Annotated in this window: 19 protein-coding genes; 7 read left to right on the top strand and 12 right to left on the bottom strand. The window is 61.1% G+C overall.

The annotated features are described in order from the left end of the window. Positions 1-91: 91 nt before the first annotated feature. From OLZ32_RS00545 to OLZ32_RS00520, 6 genes are all read right to left on the bottom strand, one after another. A complete protein-coding gene (locus tag OLZ32_RS00545) occupies positions 92-1303 on the bottom strand; it encodes an FAD-dependent oxidoreductase (protein WP_264395269.1) in 1212 nt (403 codons plus the stop codon). Position 1304: 1 nt separating this feature from the next. After that, positions 1305-2534 (bottom strand): Atu1372/SO_1960 family protein, encoded by a 1230-nt coding sequence (locus OLZ32_RS00540; protein WP_017988680.1) that lies wholly within the window; start codon positions 2532-2534, stop codon positions 1305-1307. A 23-nt stretch (positions 2535-2557) separates the two neighbouring features. Then, the gene (locus OLZ32_RS00535; protein WP_264395265.1) at positions 2558-3220 is read right to left on the bottom strand and encodes an amino acid ABC transporter permease; all 663 of its coding nucleotides are present in this window, start codon (positions 3218-3220) and stop codon (positions 2558-2560) included. Then, positions 3217-3876, bottom strand: a complete 660-nt coding sequence (locus OLZ32_RS00530) for an ABC transporter permease subunit (RefSeq protein WP_264395263.1) — start codon at positions 3874-3876, stop codon at positions 3217-3219. Before OLZ32_RS00530 ends, OLZ32_RS00535 begins: the two co-directional genes overlap by 4 nt. A 7-nt stretch (positions 3877-3883) precedes the next feature. Next, positions 3884-4636, bottom strand: coding sequence for an amino acid ABC transporter ATP-binding protein (locus tag OLZ32_RS00525; protein ID WP_017988683.1), 753 nt, complete (start codon positions 4634-4636; stop codon positions 3884-3886). A 183-nt stretch (positions 4637-4819) separates the two neighbouring features. Further along, positions 4820-5698, bottom strand: a complete 879-nt coding sequence (locus tag OLZ32_RS00520) for an ABC transporter substrate-binding protein (protein ID WP_264395260.1) — start codon at positions 5696-5698, stop codon at positions 4820-4822. 162 nt (positions 5699-5860) lie between these two features. Between OLZ32_RS00520 and OLZ32_RS00515 the strand changes: the two genes are divergently transcribed. The 3 genes from OLZ32_RS00515 (at position 5861) to OLZ32_RS00505 (ending at position 8000) form a co-directional block, all read left to right on the top strand. Continuing rightward, the gene (locus tag OLZ32_RS00515) at positions 5861-6916 is read left to right on the top strand and encodes a GlxA family transcriptional regulator (RefSeq protein WP_032987268.1); all 1056 of its coding nucleotides are present in this window, start codon (positions 5861-5863) and stop codon (positions 6914-6916) included. A gap of 149 nt (positions 6917-7065) precedes the next feature. Beyond that, complete coding sequence (locus tag OLZ32_RS00510) at positions 7066-7539, top strand: MarR family winged helix-turn-helix transcriptional regulator (protein ID WP_264395756.1); 474 nt, start codon at positions 7066-7068, stop codon at positions 7537-7539. Between the two features lie 44 nt (positions 7540-7583). Then, on the top strand, positions 7584-8000 hold the full coding sequence (locus OLZ32_RS00505; protein WP_264395257.1) for an NUDIX hydrolase: 417 nt from the start codon (positions 7584-7586) through the stop codon (positions 7998-8000). On the opposite strand, the gene OLZ32_RS00500 is transcribed toward OLZ32_RS00505, so the two are convergent. Continuing rightward, positions 7997-9088, bottom strand: a complete 1092-nt coding sequence (locus OLZ32_RS00500) for a DUF3095 domain-containing protein (protein WP_264395255.1) — start codon at positions 9086-9088, stop codon at positions 7997-7999. The genes OLZ32_RS00505 and OLZ32_RS00500 overlap by 4 nt on opposite strands. Positions 9089-9205: 117 nt before the next feature. Beyond that, positions 9206-9601: an Ohr family peroxiredoxin gene (locus OLZ32_RS00495; RefSeq protein ID WP_264395253.1), complete on the bottom strand. Its 396-nt coding sequence runs from the start codon at positions 9599-9601 to the stop codon at positions 9206-9208. A 281-nt stretch (positions 9602-9882) separates the two neighbouring features. Here OLZ32_RS00495 and OLZ32_RS00490 point away from each other — a divergent pair, with 281 nt between their 5' ends. Then, entirely contained in the window at positions 9883-10680 is a 798-nt protein-coding gene (locus tag OLZ32_RS00490) for a class I SAM-dependent methyltransferase (RefSeq protein ID WP_264395251.1), read from the top strand. 17 nt (positions 10681-10697) lie between these two features. Here the strand turns inward: OLZ32_RS00490 and OLZ32_RS00485 are convergent, their stop codons facing one another. Next, complete coding sequence (locus OLZ32_RS00485; protein WP_003540699.1) at positions 10698-11045, bottom strand: CAP-Gly domain-containing protein; 348 nt, start codon at positions 11043-11045, stop codon at positions 10698-10700. A gap of 137 nt (positions 11046-11182) precedes the next feature. Further along, complete coding sequence (locus tag OLZ32_RS00480) at positions 11183-12427, bottom strand: extensin-like domain-containing protein (protein WP_264419593.1); 1245 nt, start codon at positions 12425-12427, stop codon at positions 11183-11185. Between OLZ32_RS00480 and OLZ32_RS00475 the strand changes: the two genes are divergently transcribed. Beyond that, positions 12327-12548 (top strand): hypothetical protein, encoded by a 222-nt coding sequence (locus OLZ32_RS00475; protein WP_231285479.1) that lies wholly within the window; start codon positions 12327-12329, stop codon positions 12546-12548. The two genes, OLZ32_RS00480 and OLZ32_RS00475, sit on opposite strands and share 101 nt — an antisense overlap. 87 nt (positions 12549-12635) lie before the next feature. Here OLZ32_RS00475 and OLZ32_RS00470 read toward each other — a convergent pair whose 3' ends face one another. Then, positions 12636-14453, bottom strand: a complete 1818-nt coding sequence (locus tag OLZ32_RS00470; RefSeq protein WP_264395246.1) for a methyl-accepting chemotaxis protein — start codon at positions 14451-14453, stop codon at positions 12636-12638. 289 nt (positions 14454-14742) lie between these two features. Between OLZ32_RS00470 and OLZ32_RS00465 the strand changes: the two genes are divergently transcribed. Together OLZ32_RS00465 and OLZ32_RS00460 are read left to right on the top strand one after the other, a co-directional pair. After that, complete coding sequence (locus OLZ32_RS00465) at positions 14743-15129, top strand: acyl-CoA thioesterase (protein ID WP_003540707.1); 387 nt, start codon at positions 14743-14745, stop codon at positions 15127-15129. 19 nt (positions 15130-15148) lie between these two features. Further along, a complete protein-coding gene (locus OLZ32_RS00460) occupies positions 15149-15736 on the top strand; it encodes a hypothetical protein (RefSeq protein ID WP_264395239.1) in 588 nt (195 codons plus the stop codon). 122 nt (positions 15737-15858) lie between these two features. Here the strand turns inward: OLZ32_RS00460 and OLZ32_RS00455 are convergent, their stop codons facing one another. Further along, on the bottom strand, positions 15859-16557 hold the full coding sequence (locus tag OLZ32_RS00455; RefSeq protein ID WP_264395237.1) for a DUF4405 domain-containing protein: 699 nt from the start codon (positions 16555-16557) through the stop codon (positions 15859-15861). Between the last annotated feature and the right edge of the window lie 12 nt (positions 16558-16569).

Genomic DNA, 16569 nt, shown 5'->3' with positions numbered 1-16569 from the left:
GAATTGATCGAAGTCTCGGCAGTCCCTGCCGGAACGCTGCGGCAGGTGGAAGAGCGTCAGCAACTGTAAGCACCGGGCGCCAGCCACCGACTCATTGAAAGAGATCGACCACGCGGCGGGCAGAGCCTAATGCAAGCGTCCAACCCAGCATGCCGTGACCGGCATTGATGTAGAGACCTTTGATGTGTCGGGAGGCGGCGATAATGGGCATGGAGGTCGGTGTCATAGGCCTCTCGCCCGACCATCTCATCAGTTCGTCCGATCGCTCGAAAAGGTCGGGCAGCACAGCAGACGCGGCCAGCCTCAGCGTCTCGAAACGTCCGGCATCAAAACCGGCCCCAGGACGCTCGATATCTGCCAGTCCGGCGACACGAAAGCGGTCGCCGATGGCTGCAAAGGCGAGCTTTCGCTTGACGTCTGTCAGGCTGATACTTGGTGCAAGGCCAGTTCTTGGAATGGTGAGTGAGTAGCCTCTGATGGGGCGTATGTCTCGGGCCTCGGGCAAATCGGATATGAGGGAACGGATCTGCGGTCCTGCGGCGACGATGGCCGCATCGACGTGAAGCTCATCGCGGTCTTCGAACCTCAGCCCTGTCAGCACGCCTCCCGTTTGGACGAAGCTCGAGACCCTCCTGCCGAAAAGCACCGACACCTGCCGACGCTCGATCATCCAGGCGGTCAGCTGGCGGCAAAATCCGGCCGCATCGCCGAGTGCATCACCTGGAGTGTAAACGGCCCCGGCAATCTCTCCCTGATACGCGGCGAGCGCAGGCTCGATGTTTTCCGCCTCCACTCGCGTCAGCAGGCGCTGTTCGAAGCCGAGGGCATTCTTGCGCGCGACACTGGAATCGGCGGCAGAAAAACTTTGCCGATCGGCATAGAGGTGCAGTTTTCCGGCGACACGATAGTCGAATTCGATATCGGTTTCCTTAAGCAGGATTGCGAGCTCGTGACGGGATTGCTCGGCAAGGCGCAGGATCTCCTGCGTATTGTTCCACCAACACCTGAACGGTGTATTGGCAAGGAATTTCAGCCCCCAGCAGAGAAAGTCCCGATCGAGCTGCCAATAGATCCGGAAGGCTGGATCGCGGCCCATCGCAATCGCTGGCAGATGTTTCAGCAGGGCTGGTGATGCCATTGCGTCACCATAGGCCCAGGACAGCTGCGCGGCGTTGCCGGCACTCGCCCCCATGCCGGGCTCACTTGCCGCATCGATAAGTGTCACATCATGCCCCGCCCGGGCCAGAAGATGGGCCGACGATACGCCGATGACGCCGGCGCCGATCACCGCAACGCGCGCCATCTCAAGCCTCGTCGCCGACGACGGCTGTCAGCGCGACTTCAACAGGAACCCCGCGCGGCAGAGATGCGACGCCGATCGCGATACGGGCATGCGCCCATCGATCCGGGAAAAGCTCTCGGAGCAGTTCCGAAGCGCCATCGACGACGACGGCGTGGCGCGCGAAAGCAGCATCCGCCGCGACATAGCCCGCGAGCCGGACGAAGCCCAGAACGTTATCAAAGCCGCCCGCCGCCCTCTCCAGCTGCGCAAGCGCATTGAGAAGCGCCCAGCGCGCGCATTCTCGCCCTTCTTCGATGGAGACGTCCACTCCGAGATGTCCTGTCCGCAGCACCGCACCATCCTTCAGCGGCACCTGACCGGAAACGGTGATGATGTTGCCGGCCCGCACTGCTCCGAAAAATGCACTTGGCGGCGAGGATGCTTCCGGCAGAGCAAGCTCGAGCTGTGCCAGCCGTTCGCGCACACGATTGCCTCCAGCCGATGAAGCACTGCGTGCCTTGCGGACTGCTGCTTCTGCGCTGCGGTCGACGAAGGCCCTCATGATATTCCTGTCGAGTTCGCTCAGCCGGTATTCGGGGTGCCACTGGATGCCGAGGCAAAAGCCGTCTGTGTCCCCTTCGAACGCTTCGATGGTTCCGTCCGGCGCCCGCGCGGCGACACGGAAGCGTCCTTCGCCGGCCAAAGCATGCCGGTGCAGGCTGTTGACGCGTGCCGGCCCCTTCCCCACCCAATCGGTCAGCACGCTGCCCTGCTCGACGATGATCTCGTGCGCCAAAACGTCGGGGATATCGTGTGGGATGTGGGATACGGCGGCGGCCGGCAGCGCGGTTTGAAATTCGCCTCCAAGGCATTCACCGATCAGTTGCATGCCGTGGCATATGCCGAGAAGGGGCTTGCCCGTTTTCAAGGCCTGCTCGACCAGCTGAATTTCAAACTGCCGGCGCGCGCCTGTCACTTCGGTCCCTGGCCGCGCACCGGTGAGGACGATCCCATCGGCGAGTGCCAACGCTGATGCCAGGTTCCGGGTGTTGTAAGGCAAGATCAAAGGAATTCCCCCTGCCTCGGCTATGGCCTCCGCATAGTTGGCGCGCACCACATACTCCGTCTCGGTCGGCGCATCGGGCGCCTCGCTGACGTCGGGCGTCATGAGGATCACCGGCCAACGAGGTTCATGCGATTGCGTTGCATGCCGACATGCGTTGCCCGTGGCAACGGTCGTTTCAGTGGTCATGGTCTTGGCCTTGTGATGACGAGTTAGCGGGCGGCCGGAAGGGCTAGCCGGCGCGAGAGGACCGAGAACGGCCAGGCTATCGCGAAAGAGCAGAGCCCGACGGCAACATAGATTTGCAAGGGAAGGAAATACTCCGTCGCCATGGACCGCCCCGTGAGCACCAGTTCGTCGACGGTAATCAGCGAAGCGAGAGAAGAATCCTTGAGCAGAGAGACGAAGGTGATGATCATCGGCGCCAGGATGACACGCGCGACCTGCGGCAGGATGATCCAGACGAAGCTCTGGGCCGGGGTGAAGCCCGCGGCCAGCGCTGCCTCGCTCTGCCCGGCCGGTATAGCCTTCAGACCGGCGCGGAAAAGCTCGGCGACCTGGGCCGCGAAACACAACGCCAGGCCGGCGATCGCCGCACCGAAAGCATCGAAGACGACCCCGATGCCTGGCAAGCCGAAATAAAGCAGAAACAGAACCGCCAGCAGCGGCACGCCGCGCACGATCGTCACATAAAGAGCCGCAAAATACCGCAGCGCTGCGAAACTGGATTTCTGGCAGAGCGAAAGCAGCAGGCCGAAAACGAATGCCAGGGCAAAGGCACAAACGGAAAGCAGGGCCGTATTCACCATCGCCCGCAGCAGCAGAGGCAGCCATTCGGCACCATAATCGCCATAGGGCGCCAGGAAAGCACTCATCCTTTCAATCTCCCGTAACGTCTTTCAAGGAACTGCGTTGCCTGCATCAATGGCAGGCTCAGCAACAGGTAGAGTGCCGCCGCCGTCGCATAGATCATTGTTGTCTGGAAGGACGACGTCACCATTGAACGGGCGAAGAACATGATTTCCGGCGCCGCAATGGCCGAGACGACGGACGTGTCCTTGAGAAGCTGCACCGCGTAGTTTCCGAGCCCCGGAAGCGCTATCCGCATGGCCTGTGGCGTCAGGATCTCAAAGATGGTCTGGAACGGGGCCAGCCCTGCAGCAAGCGCCGCCTCCGCCTGCCCGCCAGGCAGCGCGGCGAAACCGGCGCGAAAGATTGCACAGGTGATCGCCGCCCCGATGAGCCCGAGGCCCAGGATGGCCGCCGTGATCGACGTCAATTTCACGCCGAGGCTGGCAAGCCCGAAGTAGAGGATGAACAGATGCGTCAAGGCCGGCACATTGCAGAGGATTTCGCAGCAGGCATCGATCGCGAGATTGATGAACCTGATCCCAGCAAATTGCCTGAGCAGAGCGAGAAGGAACCCGAAAGCGGCTGCAAGCACCAGCGAGGCGATCGTGACGAAAACGGTTACGCCAAGCCCGGCGACGAGCCCCTGGACGACCGAGAAGAATACGGAAAATCCAATCATGACACGCCTAGTGCCGGATCTTGTTGAGAAACGCTTGCGTGCGCGCTTCCCGAGGAGCGGTTATGACCTGGCGTGCCGGGCCGGATTCCACGATCGTGCCGCCGTCGAGGAACAGAACGCGGTCGGCAATGTCGCGCGCAAACGCGATCTCGTGCGTGACGATCAGCATCGTGCGCCCTTCGTCTGCCAGCTCCTCCATCACTTTCAGAACCTCCTGGACCAGTTCGGGATCGAGTGCCGATGTCGGCTCGTCGAACAGCATGAGCTTTGGCTTCTGGGCAAGCGCCCGCGCAATCGCGACACGCTGTTGCTGGCCGCCCGACAGCTCGAGTGGTGAGGCTTCGGCGCGGTGCGTCATATGGACTTTGGCCAGCATCTCCAAAGCCAGTTCGCGTGCCTCGGCAGCAGCCAGGCCGCGCACCTTGCGCGCCGCAATCGCCACGTTTTCCGTCACCGACAGATGCGGCCAGAGATTGAAGAGCTGGAAGACCATGCCCATCTCGGCGCGCTGCGGTGCAAGTTGCCGGTCGCTCATGACCTGGCCGTTGCGCACGCCGATCCGCTCGCCGTCGAGGCGGATCTCGCCGGCACTGGGCTTTTCCAGAAAGTTCATGCAGCGCAGACAGGTGGATTTCCCAGACCCGGATGGGCCGATCAGGGCAATTTTCTCACCTGGCGCGACATCGAAATCGATGCCCTTGAGAACTTCGATAGGACCATAGCTCTTGCGCAGGCCTGCAACGCTCAGAAGCGCATTCATCGCCGTTTCCTTATGCGATTATATCTACAGCGCCGCGCGTCTTTTCAGACGCGCCAAGGACGCTGTAGCACTTTGAATTGCTGCATAATTTTCTCCTGAAATCGATTCCGATTTAAGGAATTATGCAGTAGGCGAAGAGGGTGGACGAAAGCCGCCGATTGCAGCTTTCGTCCGCACGCTCGTTCAGCCGCCAGCTGCGCAGGACGGCAGCTTGTAATCTGCGGGGCGATCGACGCCGGCGCGGAAGTTTTGACCCACAGGCTTGAACCAGACATCCGACGACAATCCGTAGCGGGTGCCGATTTCCTTCATCTCGCAAGTCTTCCACATGTCGGCGATGATGGCGTCCATCTTCTGGCGCAGATCGTCGTTCTTCTGGTTGAGGCCATAGACGACCTGGCCGAGACCGGTCAGCAGCGGAAAATCCGGACTGTTATCGGTGAAGGCGAGGAAGTGCATATTCCAATCGGGGTTCTGCTTGATGGCGTAGGAGATTACCGGCGGATCGCCGATGACAGCGTCGATGCGCCCGGCGATAAGATCGCGCACGGCCGCGTCGGAAGTGTCGTAGAGCGAAAGCTGGAGATCTTTGATGCTCTTCAGTTCCGGGACGAACGAAAAGCCGGTGATCGTGCCGATCTTCTTGCCTTCCAGGTCAGAGAGCTTGTCCCAGCTCGTCTTCGTCGATTGCATGATGCCGTTCTTGAAGTAGTGGATCGGCTCTGACAGCGTCATGATCTTCGTGCGCTTTTCGGTCCAGCCCATGGTGCCGAGCATGACGTCGACGCGGCCTGACTGAACGGAGGCGATCGTACCCGACCATTCCATGAGGGCAGGCTGAATCTTGAGGCCGAGCTTGTCGGCAATGCGCTGCATGATTTCACCGTCATAACCTACCAGCTTCCCGTCCTGCCAGCCGGAGCCGGGCATGTCGCCGGTGAAGGCAACCGTAAGCTTGCCCTGCTCGGCAAGTTCGAAAGCATTGGCGATAGATGAAAGGGACATGAAGCTGCCTGCCAGCAGAGCGCACGTCACCATCCTTCTCGAAAGAGAAAGTGCCATTGTTCTGATCCTTGATTTGTTGGTTCCCCGGTCCGGTGGTTTCTGTCCCCGGATGTCGTGTTCGACGAGAGGAAACTTGACACTGAAGGCTGCGGCTGAATTTTATAAATCAGACATTTTCTTTGAAAAAAGGACATGATGACTCTATCATCGCCACACGCCATGATCACATCCGAGGAACCTTCCGAAATATCTGCCAACGAGCCGGACTATGTGCGCTGGCTCGACGATCTTTGGGCCGAGCGGCTTCTGGTCGCACGCGACCGAAAGGCCGATCTCTCGGTGGGCATTCTCCTCTGGCCGACCTTCCCGATGATGTCGCTGACGGGTATCGTCGAGCCTCTCAGGCATGCGGCGGACTTTGCCGACAATTCCCGTCCATTGCATTGTCGCTGGTCGATCATGGGGGCTCCGGGCCATGCAGCGGTTGCCAGCTGCGGCATCCGGGTTCATGCCGATGCGCCCTATATAAACCCGACCGACTTCGACTACGTCGTGGTTATCGGCGGACTCCTGCCACATCTGCGCGTCGCACCTAGCAAGCATCGCGACTATCTCAGGGTGGCGGCGTCGGCGGGTGTCCCGGTCATTGGCGTTTGTACGGGCGCCTTCATATTGGCGCAGGAGGGACTGCTCGCCGGGCGCAAGGCGTGCGTCCATCCCTTTCACGCGGAGGATTTCCGCATTGCCTTCCCGCGTCTTGCCTTCTCCACGCGCGATGACTTCCTGATCGAAAACGGCCGCATTACCGTGCCTGGCGGCGTATCGATCCTGTCGCTGATGACGGAGCTCATCCGCACGCATTGCGGACCGGATCGGGCGGCCAAGGCCGTGCACCAGCTTTCGCTCACGGAACAGAAGCACATGAGCGCCTTCGATCACGGCCGCGCCACGACATTTCGCCGCACAGAAGATTCGCGTATTCAGCGAGCCGTCGTTCTCATCGAAAGTCGGAAAGGCCGCGATGTCTCACCGGAACAGGTGGCCTCTCTGGTCGGCCTGTCACCACGCCAGTTCGCGCGTATCTTCCAGGACAATATCGGCATGACTCCGAAGCGTTTTATCGTCGAAACGAGATTGCGCTATGGCCGGTTTCTGGTCGAAAACAGCACACTGCCCATGACCGCGATCGCCTTTGAAATCGGATTCTCCGACTCCGCCCATTTCGCGACCGCTTTTCGCAAGAAGTATGGGAAGCCTCCCAGGAGTTTCCGCTGATCTTTGTCGAGTCACCACAAACGGCAGGATCGAAAACCGGCTTCGACACTATTGCGATTTAATCGGATGCGATCTATATAGATATCATCGTTAGAAAGCTTGGACAGGATGGACCGATGCCGACATCTAAAGCAGCCAAGGGGCCGGATATGCCTGCACCCACCTCTCCGCAGCCGGGCAAGGGCGGTCGCAAACTTTCCAATTTCCTCTGCTTCGCGGTCTATTCGGCCAATCTTGCCTTCGGCCGCGCCTATAAGCCGATCCTGGATGAGCTTGGCCTGACCTATACCCAATACATCGCCATGGTGGCCCTCTCCGAAGAGGATGACCAGACCGTCGGGGTGTTGGGGGAAAAGATGTTCCTCGAATCCAACACGCTGACGCCCATCCTCAAGAAGCTGGAGTCGAATGGTTTTATCACCCGTCACCGCGATCCCGCCGACGAACGGCAGGTGCGGGTCAGCCTGACGCCGGCAGGACGCCAACTCGTTGAAACCGATCCCGGCAACGCGCTGCTTGGCGCCATCGGCCTCGGCGACGACTTTCCCGTCGTGCAGAAATCGGTGACGACGCTGCGCGACAACCTGCTGCGGTCAACGCAGGGCGAATCGGAGAAATCGTGATCGCGGCCTCAGTCGGAAGCGGCTGACATAGCGGAGAAGATGAGATGCCCGAGATCGCGATGGGCGCCTTGAGCCAGAACGGGACCGTTCTTCTGGCCAGACGCAGTTCCAGGCGCAAGGTGCACCCCGATCGCTGGAGCCTGCCGGGCGGCCATATCGAAGACGGCGAAGACGCCGAGACGGCAATGTGCCGGGAATTGATGGAAGAAATAGGCGTGACGCCGGAGCTCTGGCAGTTTGCAGGACGGCTCGTATCGGAAGACCCGCCCGAAGCATCCGTCACCTTCCATGTCTATCACGTCGATAAATGGTGCGGCCGGCCGCGACTGATCGGTGACGAACACACCGAGCTCAGATGGTTTAGCCTCGCCGCGATAGAAGGCGAAGCCGAGCTGGCACCGCCTCAGCTCACTGAAATGCTGGCAAAGCTGGCCATGCGGGAAACAGGCACGCCCGCTTAGCTCTCTTGGCGGTCATGATCCCGCGTCGGCTGGGTCCTGAGCGACGGAGCATGATGCCGGACGACGTCGCCTAGCGCGCCTTCCTCCATCTTCTCGGCGGCCCTGGCATAGCCGCCGCCCATTCCATCGAGGAAATGCAGGTGCGAATCCGGCCTGTCCGATGGCACGAGACAGGTCATCAGCGCATGCGACTGGCGGTGCAGTCCGAAGTTGATCTCGCCGCGCTCCCTCGCCGGAATAAGGATCGCTTCGACCCTGTCGATCTGTTCGCGCGTGCAGTCCAGCGTCAAACGCAAACCATCATCGAATTTGCGGAAATCCGAATTGGCGGCGACCGCCGACCAGCCGTTCGCATCGACCTGTCTGCCACTGTCCTTAGGAATAGCCTTATCCCCCGAAAGCGGATGAGACTGGCGCGGCGCGGCGTCGAAAACCGCAAGGACGCGTTTTGCCAAAGCAGCAAAGACCTCGGGGCTCGTATGGTCATTCGGCTCGACCAGCAGCGACAGGATCTCGCCCTGCCGGCTCGGGAACGGAGCCCAGTCACAGCTGAGGCCGGTCAGGTCGGGCTTCGTCGCGTAGCGGCCCGGCTTGACCAGATACCGGCCGTTCTTGATCTGCTGCTCCGCCCATTTGAGCCCTCCCCCTGTAAACATCGCATAGGTCGCGTTCTCGGAGGCGGCATAACGGGCAATTCTGACGTCACGCCCACTATTGCGGATTTCGCGCACGGTGAGCAGCCCGATACGAAGGGTGAGATCGAGATCGCTTCTTGCAAAGCTCGCGACCTGCCGCAACGCCGAGGTCGCGGCCATGATGCCGTGCGGCGGCAAGGCGAATGCCGCCCCGTCTCCACGAAACACGAAGGGGAAATCGAACGAACCCCAGGCATTACCGAGAGCGGCGATGATTGATGCGCCTGCGAAGTTGACATCTTCATAGCGTCCCGACTTGATCGCCAGCGTCGAGCTGACGACGTCGGTGATGCCGATCAGCCAATCCTCGGGCAGCGGCTCATAGACGGCTGGGTCGAGCACGAGCGAAAACTCGTCATAGGCCTGGTGTGGCTGGGCGTGGCTATTGATCATGGCATGTTCTCCAGATCGGCAAGGTTCCGGTGCCTGCTACCTCAGGAAGGGGTCTGCCGGCCGATCGGCAGGCCCTCCGCATCAAATCCTCTGGCGGTGAGGTCCGCCCTTCCCCGCTCAGACAAGTGTGGTCTCGACATCGATATTGCCGTGTGTCGCCTTGGAATAAGGGCAGATGCCATGGGCTGCCTCGATCAATTCCTGCGCAACGTCGCGATCAATGCCGGGCAGGCTGACATTGAGGCGCGCCCTCAGGAAGAAGGAGCCGTTGTCGGCGTTGAGAGTAATCTCCGCGTCGACCTCGGGACCATCAGACAGCGTGATCTTTCTCTGAGCAGCGGCAAGTTCGATGGCGCCGATATAGCAGGCCGACCAGGCGATGCCGAACAGGTTTTCGGCGGCCGGATGCGGCTGCGGCAGCTTGATGTCGATCGTGCCGTCGCTGCTGCGTGCAGAGCCGTCGCGGCCGCCGGAGATGTGGGTTTTGCCGGTAAAGAGAAGCTTCTCGGTCATGGTGATATCCTTTCGGTTTAGATTTAATTCACATCCGATTAAATCGGATGCGCTCTAATACGCTTAGCCAAAACCGATGTCAACACCATTACGATTTAATCGGATGCGATTTGTTTCCATGGGCGGAAACGCGCCATATCCGGGCAACCCTCAGCGGCAGCTATGCGAACAAGCCGGCCCGCTGCGCAAGGTCACCTCTTGTCCGGGAATCGGGCTATCTATAGGCTCTGCCGACGAACTAGAGGCGGGGCGCATCCTGTGAAGAAACCCAGAGAGATGATATGTCCTCCATAACAGCAGACAATGCCGGGCAGTATGGCGACAGCCGGAAGCTCGCTGCGCGGGCCCGACTGCATAGCCAATACACCATCGCCGAGACGGCCTGGTTTCCATGGGTTGCTGCGCAGTTGTCCCTGAAGCGGGGCGATCGCGTCCTCGACGTCGGCTACGGGCCGGCCTGGTTCTGGGCGGCAACGACAGGCCTGCTGCCGGTGGATCTCGACCTGACGCTCACCGACCTTTCACCCGGCATGGTCGACGAGGCAGTGGCGCGTTGCAGCGCACTGCCGTTCGGCTCCGTCCGAGGCTGCCAGGCCGACGCCGCCGCGCTCCCCTTCGAAGATGGCGCCTTCGATGCGGTGGTCGCGATGCATATGCTCTATCACCTGCCAGACCCGGCCGCCGGCATCGCGGACATGTCGAGAGTGCTGAAGCCGGGCGGCTTACTCGCGGTCACAACAAACGGTGCCGGCAATATGCGCGAGATTTACGCGCTGACGACCTTATTCGGCAGTGCCCCTTCCGATCCGGCTGCCGAAGCCTTCGGATATGACGCTGCCGAGCGATCCATGCGGTCGCAGTTTGGAAACGTGACCATGTCGCAGCATCCGGCAAGCCTCCGGATCACTGAGCCCGAGGATGTCTTCCTGGCGCTCACCTCCTATCCGCCCGGCGATGGCGCCGGCGAACCTCAACTCACCAGGTTCCGTCAAGCCATTGCCGATGCGTTCAGCCAACGCAGCGGCGTGCTAGAGGTCAGCAGGGAGACCGCGCTGTTCCTGAGCAGAAAGACGGCCTGATCGGTGTCGTCGGGCGGTCAGACCTTCTCTTTCTTCCTGGTTTTTTCCTTAGGCTCCACCGGTGCATCGGGCGTCGGCGCCAACAGCTTGCGCAGTGACGAGATCTTGTCCTTCACCAGCGGCCGGAAACGCGTCGCGCGATAGGGCATGTCGGCCGCTCCGTAACCTTCCGGCCCGTCGTCATTGCCGCGGTTGATCTCCGCGAGCTTCACCCCGATGAACGTGCCGTCGATATAATGGGTATATTCACCCACCCAGCGGATCGTATAGATCTCGCCCTTGCGGATCAGCTGGTCGATGCTGACATGCTTGAAGGTGTCGTTGATGCAGACGACCTTCTGGCCGACATGGAAATCATAGCTCATGGATCAAACTCTCGAAACGGCAATCCGCTTGGCCGATCTATAGCGTGCCCTGCGGCAGGGATGAACCCTTTTTTGGCAGCCGAGCCCGATGCTCCGACATCAACTGCACCTGCGCCGCATGGCTTAGGCGATATGCATCAGTCGCAATAGGCCTTGCCGCTCTTGCGGGAACGAAGATCGAAGTGGAAGTGGTTCCAGTGCTCCGGGTTGCTGCCGGGGCCGAGCACGGTGTTGAAATAGCGGCAGCTGTCGCTGCGCACCGCCTTCAAAAGCCGGCCTTCGCGCAGTGAGAACAGGCCCTTCTTGCGCACGTCTATCTCGTGGCCGTTCTTCAGCACGAACTTGCCGACGTCGATGGCGTTGCCGCGGGCGTGTTCCGACATCGGATTGTATCTCTGCCGGCTGTTGTTCATGCGCCGGCAGGAATAGCCGCCGAGCGGCTGGATCGTCTTGATACCGGACCAATAACGATAGCGGGCGGACGGCGCCAGTTCGTTCTTCACCCATTTGGCGAAGGCAAGCGTCACCTGGCAGTTCAGCGTCACGGCGGGGCGCACGCCGATATTGCCGGAAAGCCCCTTCAGCGACACCGGATAAGGCACCTGGCAGGCCGGCCCGTTCGAGATCGGCGGCTTGTTGTCGAAGAGTACGCCCATGCGTTTCAGCTCACGCCGGCAGGCAAGCTCGGAGGACGGCATGACGCTGGGATCGACGGGCGCCGCTGGCTCGCTCATCATCGGATTGTTCGGCCGCAGCATCGCGACCTCTTCGCTCTCATCCTCTTCGGGAACACGGGTCGGCGCCACCACGGGGCTGCCGTCGTTCCAGGCGGGCGCCCGGCTCATCTGTGCCTCGGCGGCCGGCTGCGGCATCGGCTGCTGCGGGGGCTGGCGCATGGGCTGGTTGAGCTGCGTCGGATTGTCGGTGCCGATGCCGTCGACAACCGGCTCGGTGGCATTGCCCTCGGCGATCTGCTGCTGCTGTTCTTGCGCCAGCCCGACGACCGGCTGGGCTCCAAGCTCATCATCCATGTTGACGCCGCCGGACGGGATCGCAAGATCCTGCGTGCCGCCCCAGTTGCCGCTCGGTTGGCCTGCCGCCAGTGCCTCGTCGCTGTCGATCATCGGCAGCCTACCCCCCTGCGCCGGCGCCGCGTGACCGGTGCCGGCAAGGTTTGGCGTATCGAGATAATCGACGGAGCCCTGGCTATTGCCGACGGGCGCGCTGGAAATCGGATAGGAGGCCTGGCTCTCCACCGGCGCCATGCGCACGGCAGGCGCCATGCGCGCTGCCCCCCGCGACGGCGAGATCGAACTAACCCTGGTGCCGTTGTCGACATTGGCCGGCGGCACCAGCCCGTCGCTGATTGAACAGGTCGTCAGCGCCGCCGAAAGCAGCAAGGGCAAAAGGGATCGCCGAGGAAAGGAAACAAACGCCATACTCTTATCGCTTCCGCAGGCTGGCTGGGCAGTGACCGAAAAAACTCACTCCAATTTTAATTAAAAACGGTGAATGAAAACTTACCGGCACAATCTGAACGCGACGGAAATGAAAAAGGCCGGTTTCCCGGCCTTTCATCTCTACGTTTCCTCACGCTGCCCGTGTGTATCGGGTCACTGGCTGCGGCTCCCCGCGCAGGCGGAAATTCGAAAGCAGCGTCTTCAACTGGGTGCTCTCGTCGGCGAGCGTGCGGCTTGCCGCCGTCGTCTCCTCGACCATCGCAGCATTCTGCTGCGTCATCTGGTCCATGTGATTGACGGAGCCGTTGATCTCGTTCAGCCCCGTCGACTGCTCGCGCGCCGCCGTCGCGATTGATGCGACGTGATCGTTGACCTGGTTGACCAGCGCCTCGATCTCCAGCAGTGCCTCACCCGTCGAGCGCACCAGCGCCACCCCACCCTCGACCTCCGTTGCCGACCGGCTGATCAGTTCCTTGATCTCCTTGGCCGCATTGGCGGAACGCTGGGCGAGTTCGCGCACTTCCTGCGCGACGACGGCAAAACCGCGGCCCGCCTCGCCCGCCCGCGCAGCCTCGACGCCGGCATTCAGCGCCAGAAGGTTCGTCTGGAAGGCGATTTCGTCGATGACCGAGATGATCTGACCGATGCGGTTGGACGAATCCTCGATCCGGCCCATCGCGGTGACTGCATTGCGGACGATCTCGCCGGATTTTCCGGCACTCGCCTTGGTCTCGGCCACCATTTCGCGCGCCTCGTTCGCCCGTTCGGATGCCGTCTTGACCGTCGCGGTGATCTCGTCGAGAGCGGCCGCCGTCTCTTCCAGCGCAGCAGCCTGCTGTTCCGTGCGCTTCGACAAATTGCCGGTCGCCTCGCTGATGTCGGACGCGCTGTCGTTGACGACGCGGCTCGATTCGGCGATCGCATGGATGACGCCGTTCAGCGCGTCGACGGCGGCGTTGAAATCGCCCCTCAGCTTGGCGTAATCCTCGCCGATATCGCCGATCGCAACCGTCAGGTCGCCGCCCGCCAGCTTTTCCAGGCCGACGCCGAGCGCCTGCATCGCGCGGTTCTGCCGTTCGGAGGCCGAACGCAGGCTCGCCTCGTTGCCACGGCGCTCTTCTTCAATCTGCCGCTGCCTCTCGTCTTCCCGGCCGCGCAGCGCGCTGCGCTCATCGACGGAGTCGCGCAGCACCAGCAGCACCTTGGCCATCTGGCCGACCTCGTCGCGATACTCGCTGCCGGCGATCTCTACCGACGCTTCTTCGGCAGCAATCGCATTCATCGCTTTCCTCAGCCGGGCAATCGGCGCCGTCACGCTGCGCACTATGGCAAAGGCGATCGCGATCGTCGTCGCCGCGCCGATCAGGCAGGCCATCGTGGCCCAGAGCAAATTCTGGCGATAAAGCGCGGCAAGGTCGTCGGCATAGACGCCGGTGCCGACGATCCAGCCCCAGGGCTCGAAACCGGCGACATAGGAGTATTTCAGCACCGGCTCATCGGCGCCCGGCTTCGGCCAGAGATAGTCGACGAAACCCTTGCCGTCCTTCTTCACCTTGTTGACGAACTCGACGAACAGGAATTTGCCGGCCGGGTCCTTCATCTGCGAGATATCGGTACCATCAAGCGCCGGCTTGATCGGGTGCATCACCATTTTGGGATGCATGTCATTGATCCAGAAATAGCCGTCGGCGCCATAGCGCATCGCGCCGATCACGTCCTTGGCCGCCGCCTGCGCCTGCTCGCGGGTCATCGTGCCCGCCTGCTCCATCTTGTAATATTTTTCGAAAATGCCGAGCGCTGTCGCATCGAGCTGCGCCAGCCCTGCCTTCCGCTCCTCTTCCAGCTCGGCGTAAGAATAGTTCAGAAAGAAGACCATCGTCGCCGTGAGCACGGCAAGCGTGAATGCGACGAGGCAGTAAAGTCGGGTGGAAATCTTGACGTTGCGCATGAGGTTCCCGGCGATTCTTATATTTGAGATCAATCGCATTCTGAATTGCCGGAATTACTGGAGCGTAAAGCTTAATTAGGAGAGGATTAAATAACGTAAGGTCAGGTGAAACCTACAAAATTCAACCATTTGAAATCAAATGAAATTTCAGTCGGAAACGGCAGCAATATTTTTCCCATCGGCCGTCTGTAGAGCTTGGTCTTGCCGTCTTTTACAGCCCTCGGCCTTTGCACTAGGGTGCTTCGCAGTGAATCGCCGGCCCGACGCCGCACCAGATGGAGAAGACTTGATGACCGATGCCGCCAAGCCGAGAGGCGAATTGACGCTGAGGACGCTTGCCATGCCCGGTGACGCCAACCCGGCCGGCGATATCTTCGGCGGCTGGGTCATGGCGCAGATGGACCTTGCCTCCGGCATCCGCGCTGCAGAGCGCGCCAAGGGCCGCGTCGTCACCGCCGCCGTCAAGGAGATGGCCTTCGAGTTGCCGGTCAAGATCGGCGACACGTTGTCCGTCTATACGGATATCGACCGCGTCGGCCGCACCTCGATCACGCTCTGCGTCGAAGCCTGGGCGCACCGCGCGCGTTACGCCAAGATGGAAAAGGTCACGGCGGGCACCTTCATCATGGTGGCGCTCGACGAAGAGGGCAAACCGAAGCAAGTCCCCGAGGAGTGACACCCTAAGGATCGAAAACATGGAAACGGTCAGCTCGCCGGAGGTCTTCCTTCACATCAAGGTGGTGATGGGCATGGTCATCAGCCTTTCGCTCGCGAGAGTGCTCACCGGCCTTGCCGGCATCGTCCAGCATCCCGCCAAGGCCAAGGTCTATCCCATCCATCTCGGCTGGGCATTGTCGATGTTCCTGTTCATCATCCATATCTGGTGGTGGGAATATCGCCTGCAGGCCGTGCCGGCGATCGGCTTCGGCATCTATCTCTTCCTCATCTGCTTCTGCAGTCTGTTTTTCCTGCTCTGCGCCCTGCTCTTTCCTGCCTCGCTCGACGAATATGGCGGCTACGAGGAATATTTCATCTCGCGGCGCAAATGGTTCTTCGGCATCCTCGGCCTCACTTACGCCGTCGATATTCTCGACACGGCAATCAAGGGCCATGATCGCATCCTCTCGCTCGGCTGGGAATACCCAGCCCGCAACATCATCTACATCCTCCTCTGCGCCATCGCTGCCTGGACCCCCAACCGCCGCTTCCACGCCACCTTCGTCATCGCCAACCTGATCTACCAGATCAGCTTCATCTTCCGGCTCTATGATGTCTTGGGGTGAGAAGCGGTCCCGCAAAGCGGGAGCAATCGATCCGGTGAATCGATTGCAGCTTCGAACGCCCTGAGCCCAAGCGAAGGGCCGGGCGGCCGCAAACTCCATTCCCCACAAAGCCGACGCACACATCACTCGCCGGCATCTGTCACCCGTCGTACCCCACCCGCCCAACGAAGCCATCCTGCCGCATAATGCGCTGCGCAAGCACACGTCCCCAGCATCGCGATGTGATGCAGGAAGAACCCGATCGTCGACTCCTGGAAGTCCCAGAAATCGATCGATGGCCGGGCAATGAGCCGGTCTCCAATTCCCATGACGAACAGGCTGTGGATGCCCCACGCCGCTATCGCGCCCGCGGCAGCGCGAAGGGATGCAGTCCTGATCGCGTTTGGAGCACCGACCCGTAAAAGCCTGCCTATGACGGCCATGATCATCGACCAGTGAAGGCCGAGATGGACGGCTGCGAGGATGAACGCCCAGTAGGCCGCAAGGATGTGAATTTCGCGCGCCGTCGGCCCGCCGCTCACGGGAAGGAAAGCAAACACCGCGCGGGAAATCAGCACGCTGGTCACCAGCAAAGCTGATATCGCCAGGGCGATCGAGATATTCGAAGCAATTGTCAGAAAGCTCGGCTTGCCGGGCGCCGCCTTCGGGAGCCTGGCCCACCATCGCCGGTTGAAGACGTTGTGGGATAGGAGAAGGATGAACATGCCTGTGCCGATCAGCTCGTGCGACATGTTGTCGAGCCACCAGTAGGCGAGCGCGACAAGAAGCAGCCCGGCTGCAGTGAAATCAAGCACGAGCCGTATCAGAAAGAACGGACTCATGACGCCGCGCTC

The sequence above is a fragment of the Rhizobium acaciae genome, from assembly GCF_025941625.1.
Classification (GTDB): Bacteria; Pseudomonadota; Alphaproteobacteria; order Rhizobiales; family Rhizobiaceae; genus Rhizobium; species Rhizobium acaciae.
Note: the sequence above shows the minus strand (reverse complement) of the source record. Positions and strands in the feature narration are given on the sequence as shown.

Excerpts from the sequence above, each read along its gene's own strand:
- OLZ32_RS00455 (WP_264395237.1), bottom strand. The coding sequence starts at position 16,557 with ATGAGTCCGTTCTTTCTGATACGGCTCGTGCTTGATTTCACTGCAGCC.
- OLZ32_RS00515 (WP_032987268.1), top strand. The coding sequence starts at position 5,861 with ATGATCACATCCGAGGAACCTTCCGAAATATCTGCCAACGAGCCGGAC.
- OLZ32_RS00485 (WP_003540699.1), bottom strand. The coding sequence starts at position 11,045 with ATGAGCTATGATTTCCATGTCGGCCAGAAGGTCGTCTGCATCAACGAC.
- OLZ32_RS00540 (WP_017988680.1), bottom strand. The coding sequence starts at position 2,534 with ATGACCACTGAAACGACCGTTGCCACGGGCAACGCATGTCGGCATGCA.
- OLZ32_RS00520 (WP_264395260.1), bottom strand. The coding sequence starts at position 5,698 with ATGGCACTTTCTCTTTCGAGAAGGATGGTGACGTGCGCTCTGCTGGCA.
- OLZ32_RS00500 (WP_264395255.1), bottom strand. The coding sequence starts at position 9,088 with ATGATCAATAGCCACGCCCAGCCACACCAGGCCTATGACGAGTTTTCG.
- OLZ32_RS00510 (WP_264395756.1), top strand. The coding sequence starts at position 7,066 with ATGCCTGCACCCACCTCTCCGCAGCCGGGCAAGGGCGGTCGCAAACTT.
- OLZ32_RS00470 (WP_264395246.1), bottom strand. The coding sequence starts at position 14,453 with ATGCGCAACGTCAAGATTTCCACCCGACTTTACTGCCTCGTCGCATTC.
- OLZ32_RS00545 (WP_264395269.1), bottom strand. The coding sequence starts at position 1,303 with ATGGCGCGCGTTGCGGTGATCGGCGCCGGCGTCATCGGCGTATCGTCG.
- OLZ32_RS00495 (WP_264395253.1), bottom strand. The coding sequence starts at position 9,601 with ATGACCGAGAAGCTTCTCTTTACCGGCAAAACCCACATCTCCGGCGGC.
- OLZ32_RS00530 (WP_264395263.1), bottom strand. The coding sequence starts at position 3,876 with ATGATTGGATTTTCCGTATTCTTCTCGGTCGTCCAGGGGCTCGTCGCC.
- OLZ32_RS00505 (WP_264395257.1), top strand. The coding sequence starts at position 7,584 with ATGCCCGAGATCGCGATGGGCGCCTTGAGCCAGAACGGGACCGTTCTT.
- OLZ32_RS00475 (WP_231285479.1), top strand. The coding sequence starts at position 12,327 with ATGCGCGCTGCCCCCCGCGACGGCGAGATCGAACTAACCCTGGTGCCG.
- OLZ32_RS00460 (WP_264395239.1), top strand. The coding sequence starts at position 15,149 with ATGGAAACGGTCAGCTCGCCGGAGGTCTTCCTTCACATCAAGGTGGTG.
- OLZ32_RS00490 (WP_264395251.1), top strand. The coding sequence starts at position 9,883 with ATGTCCTCCATAACAGCAGACAATGCCGGGCAGTATGGCGACAGCCGG.
- OLZ32_RS00535 (WP_264395265.1), bottom strand. The coding sequence starts at position 3,220 with ATGAGTGCTTTCCTGGCGCCCTATGGCGATTATGGTGCCGAATGGCTG.
- OLZ32_RS00465 (WP_003540707.1), top strand. The coding sequence starts at position 14,743 with ATGACCGATGCCGCCAAGCCGAGAGGCGAATTGACGCTGAGGACGCTT.
- OLZ32_RS00525 (WP_017988683.1), bottom strand. The coding sequence starts at position 4,636 with ATGAATGCGCTTCTGAGCGTTGCAGGCCTGCGCAAGAGCTATGGTCCT.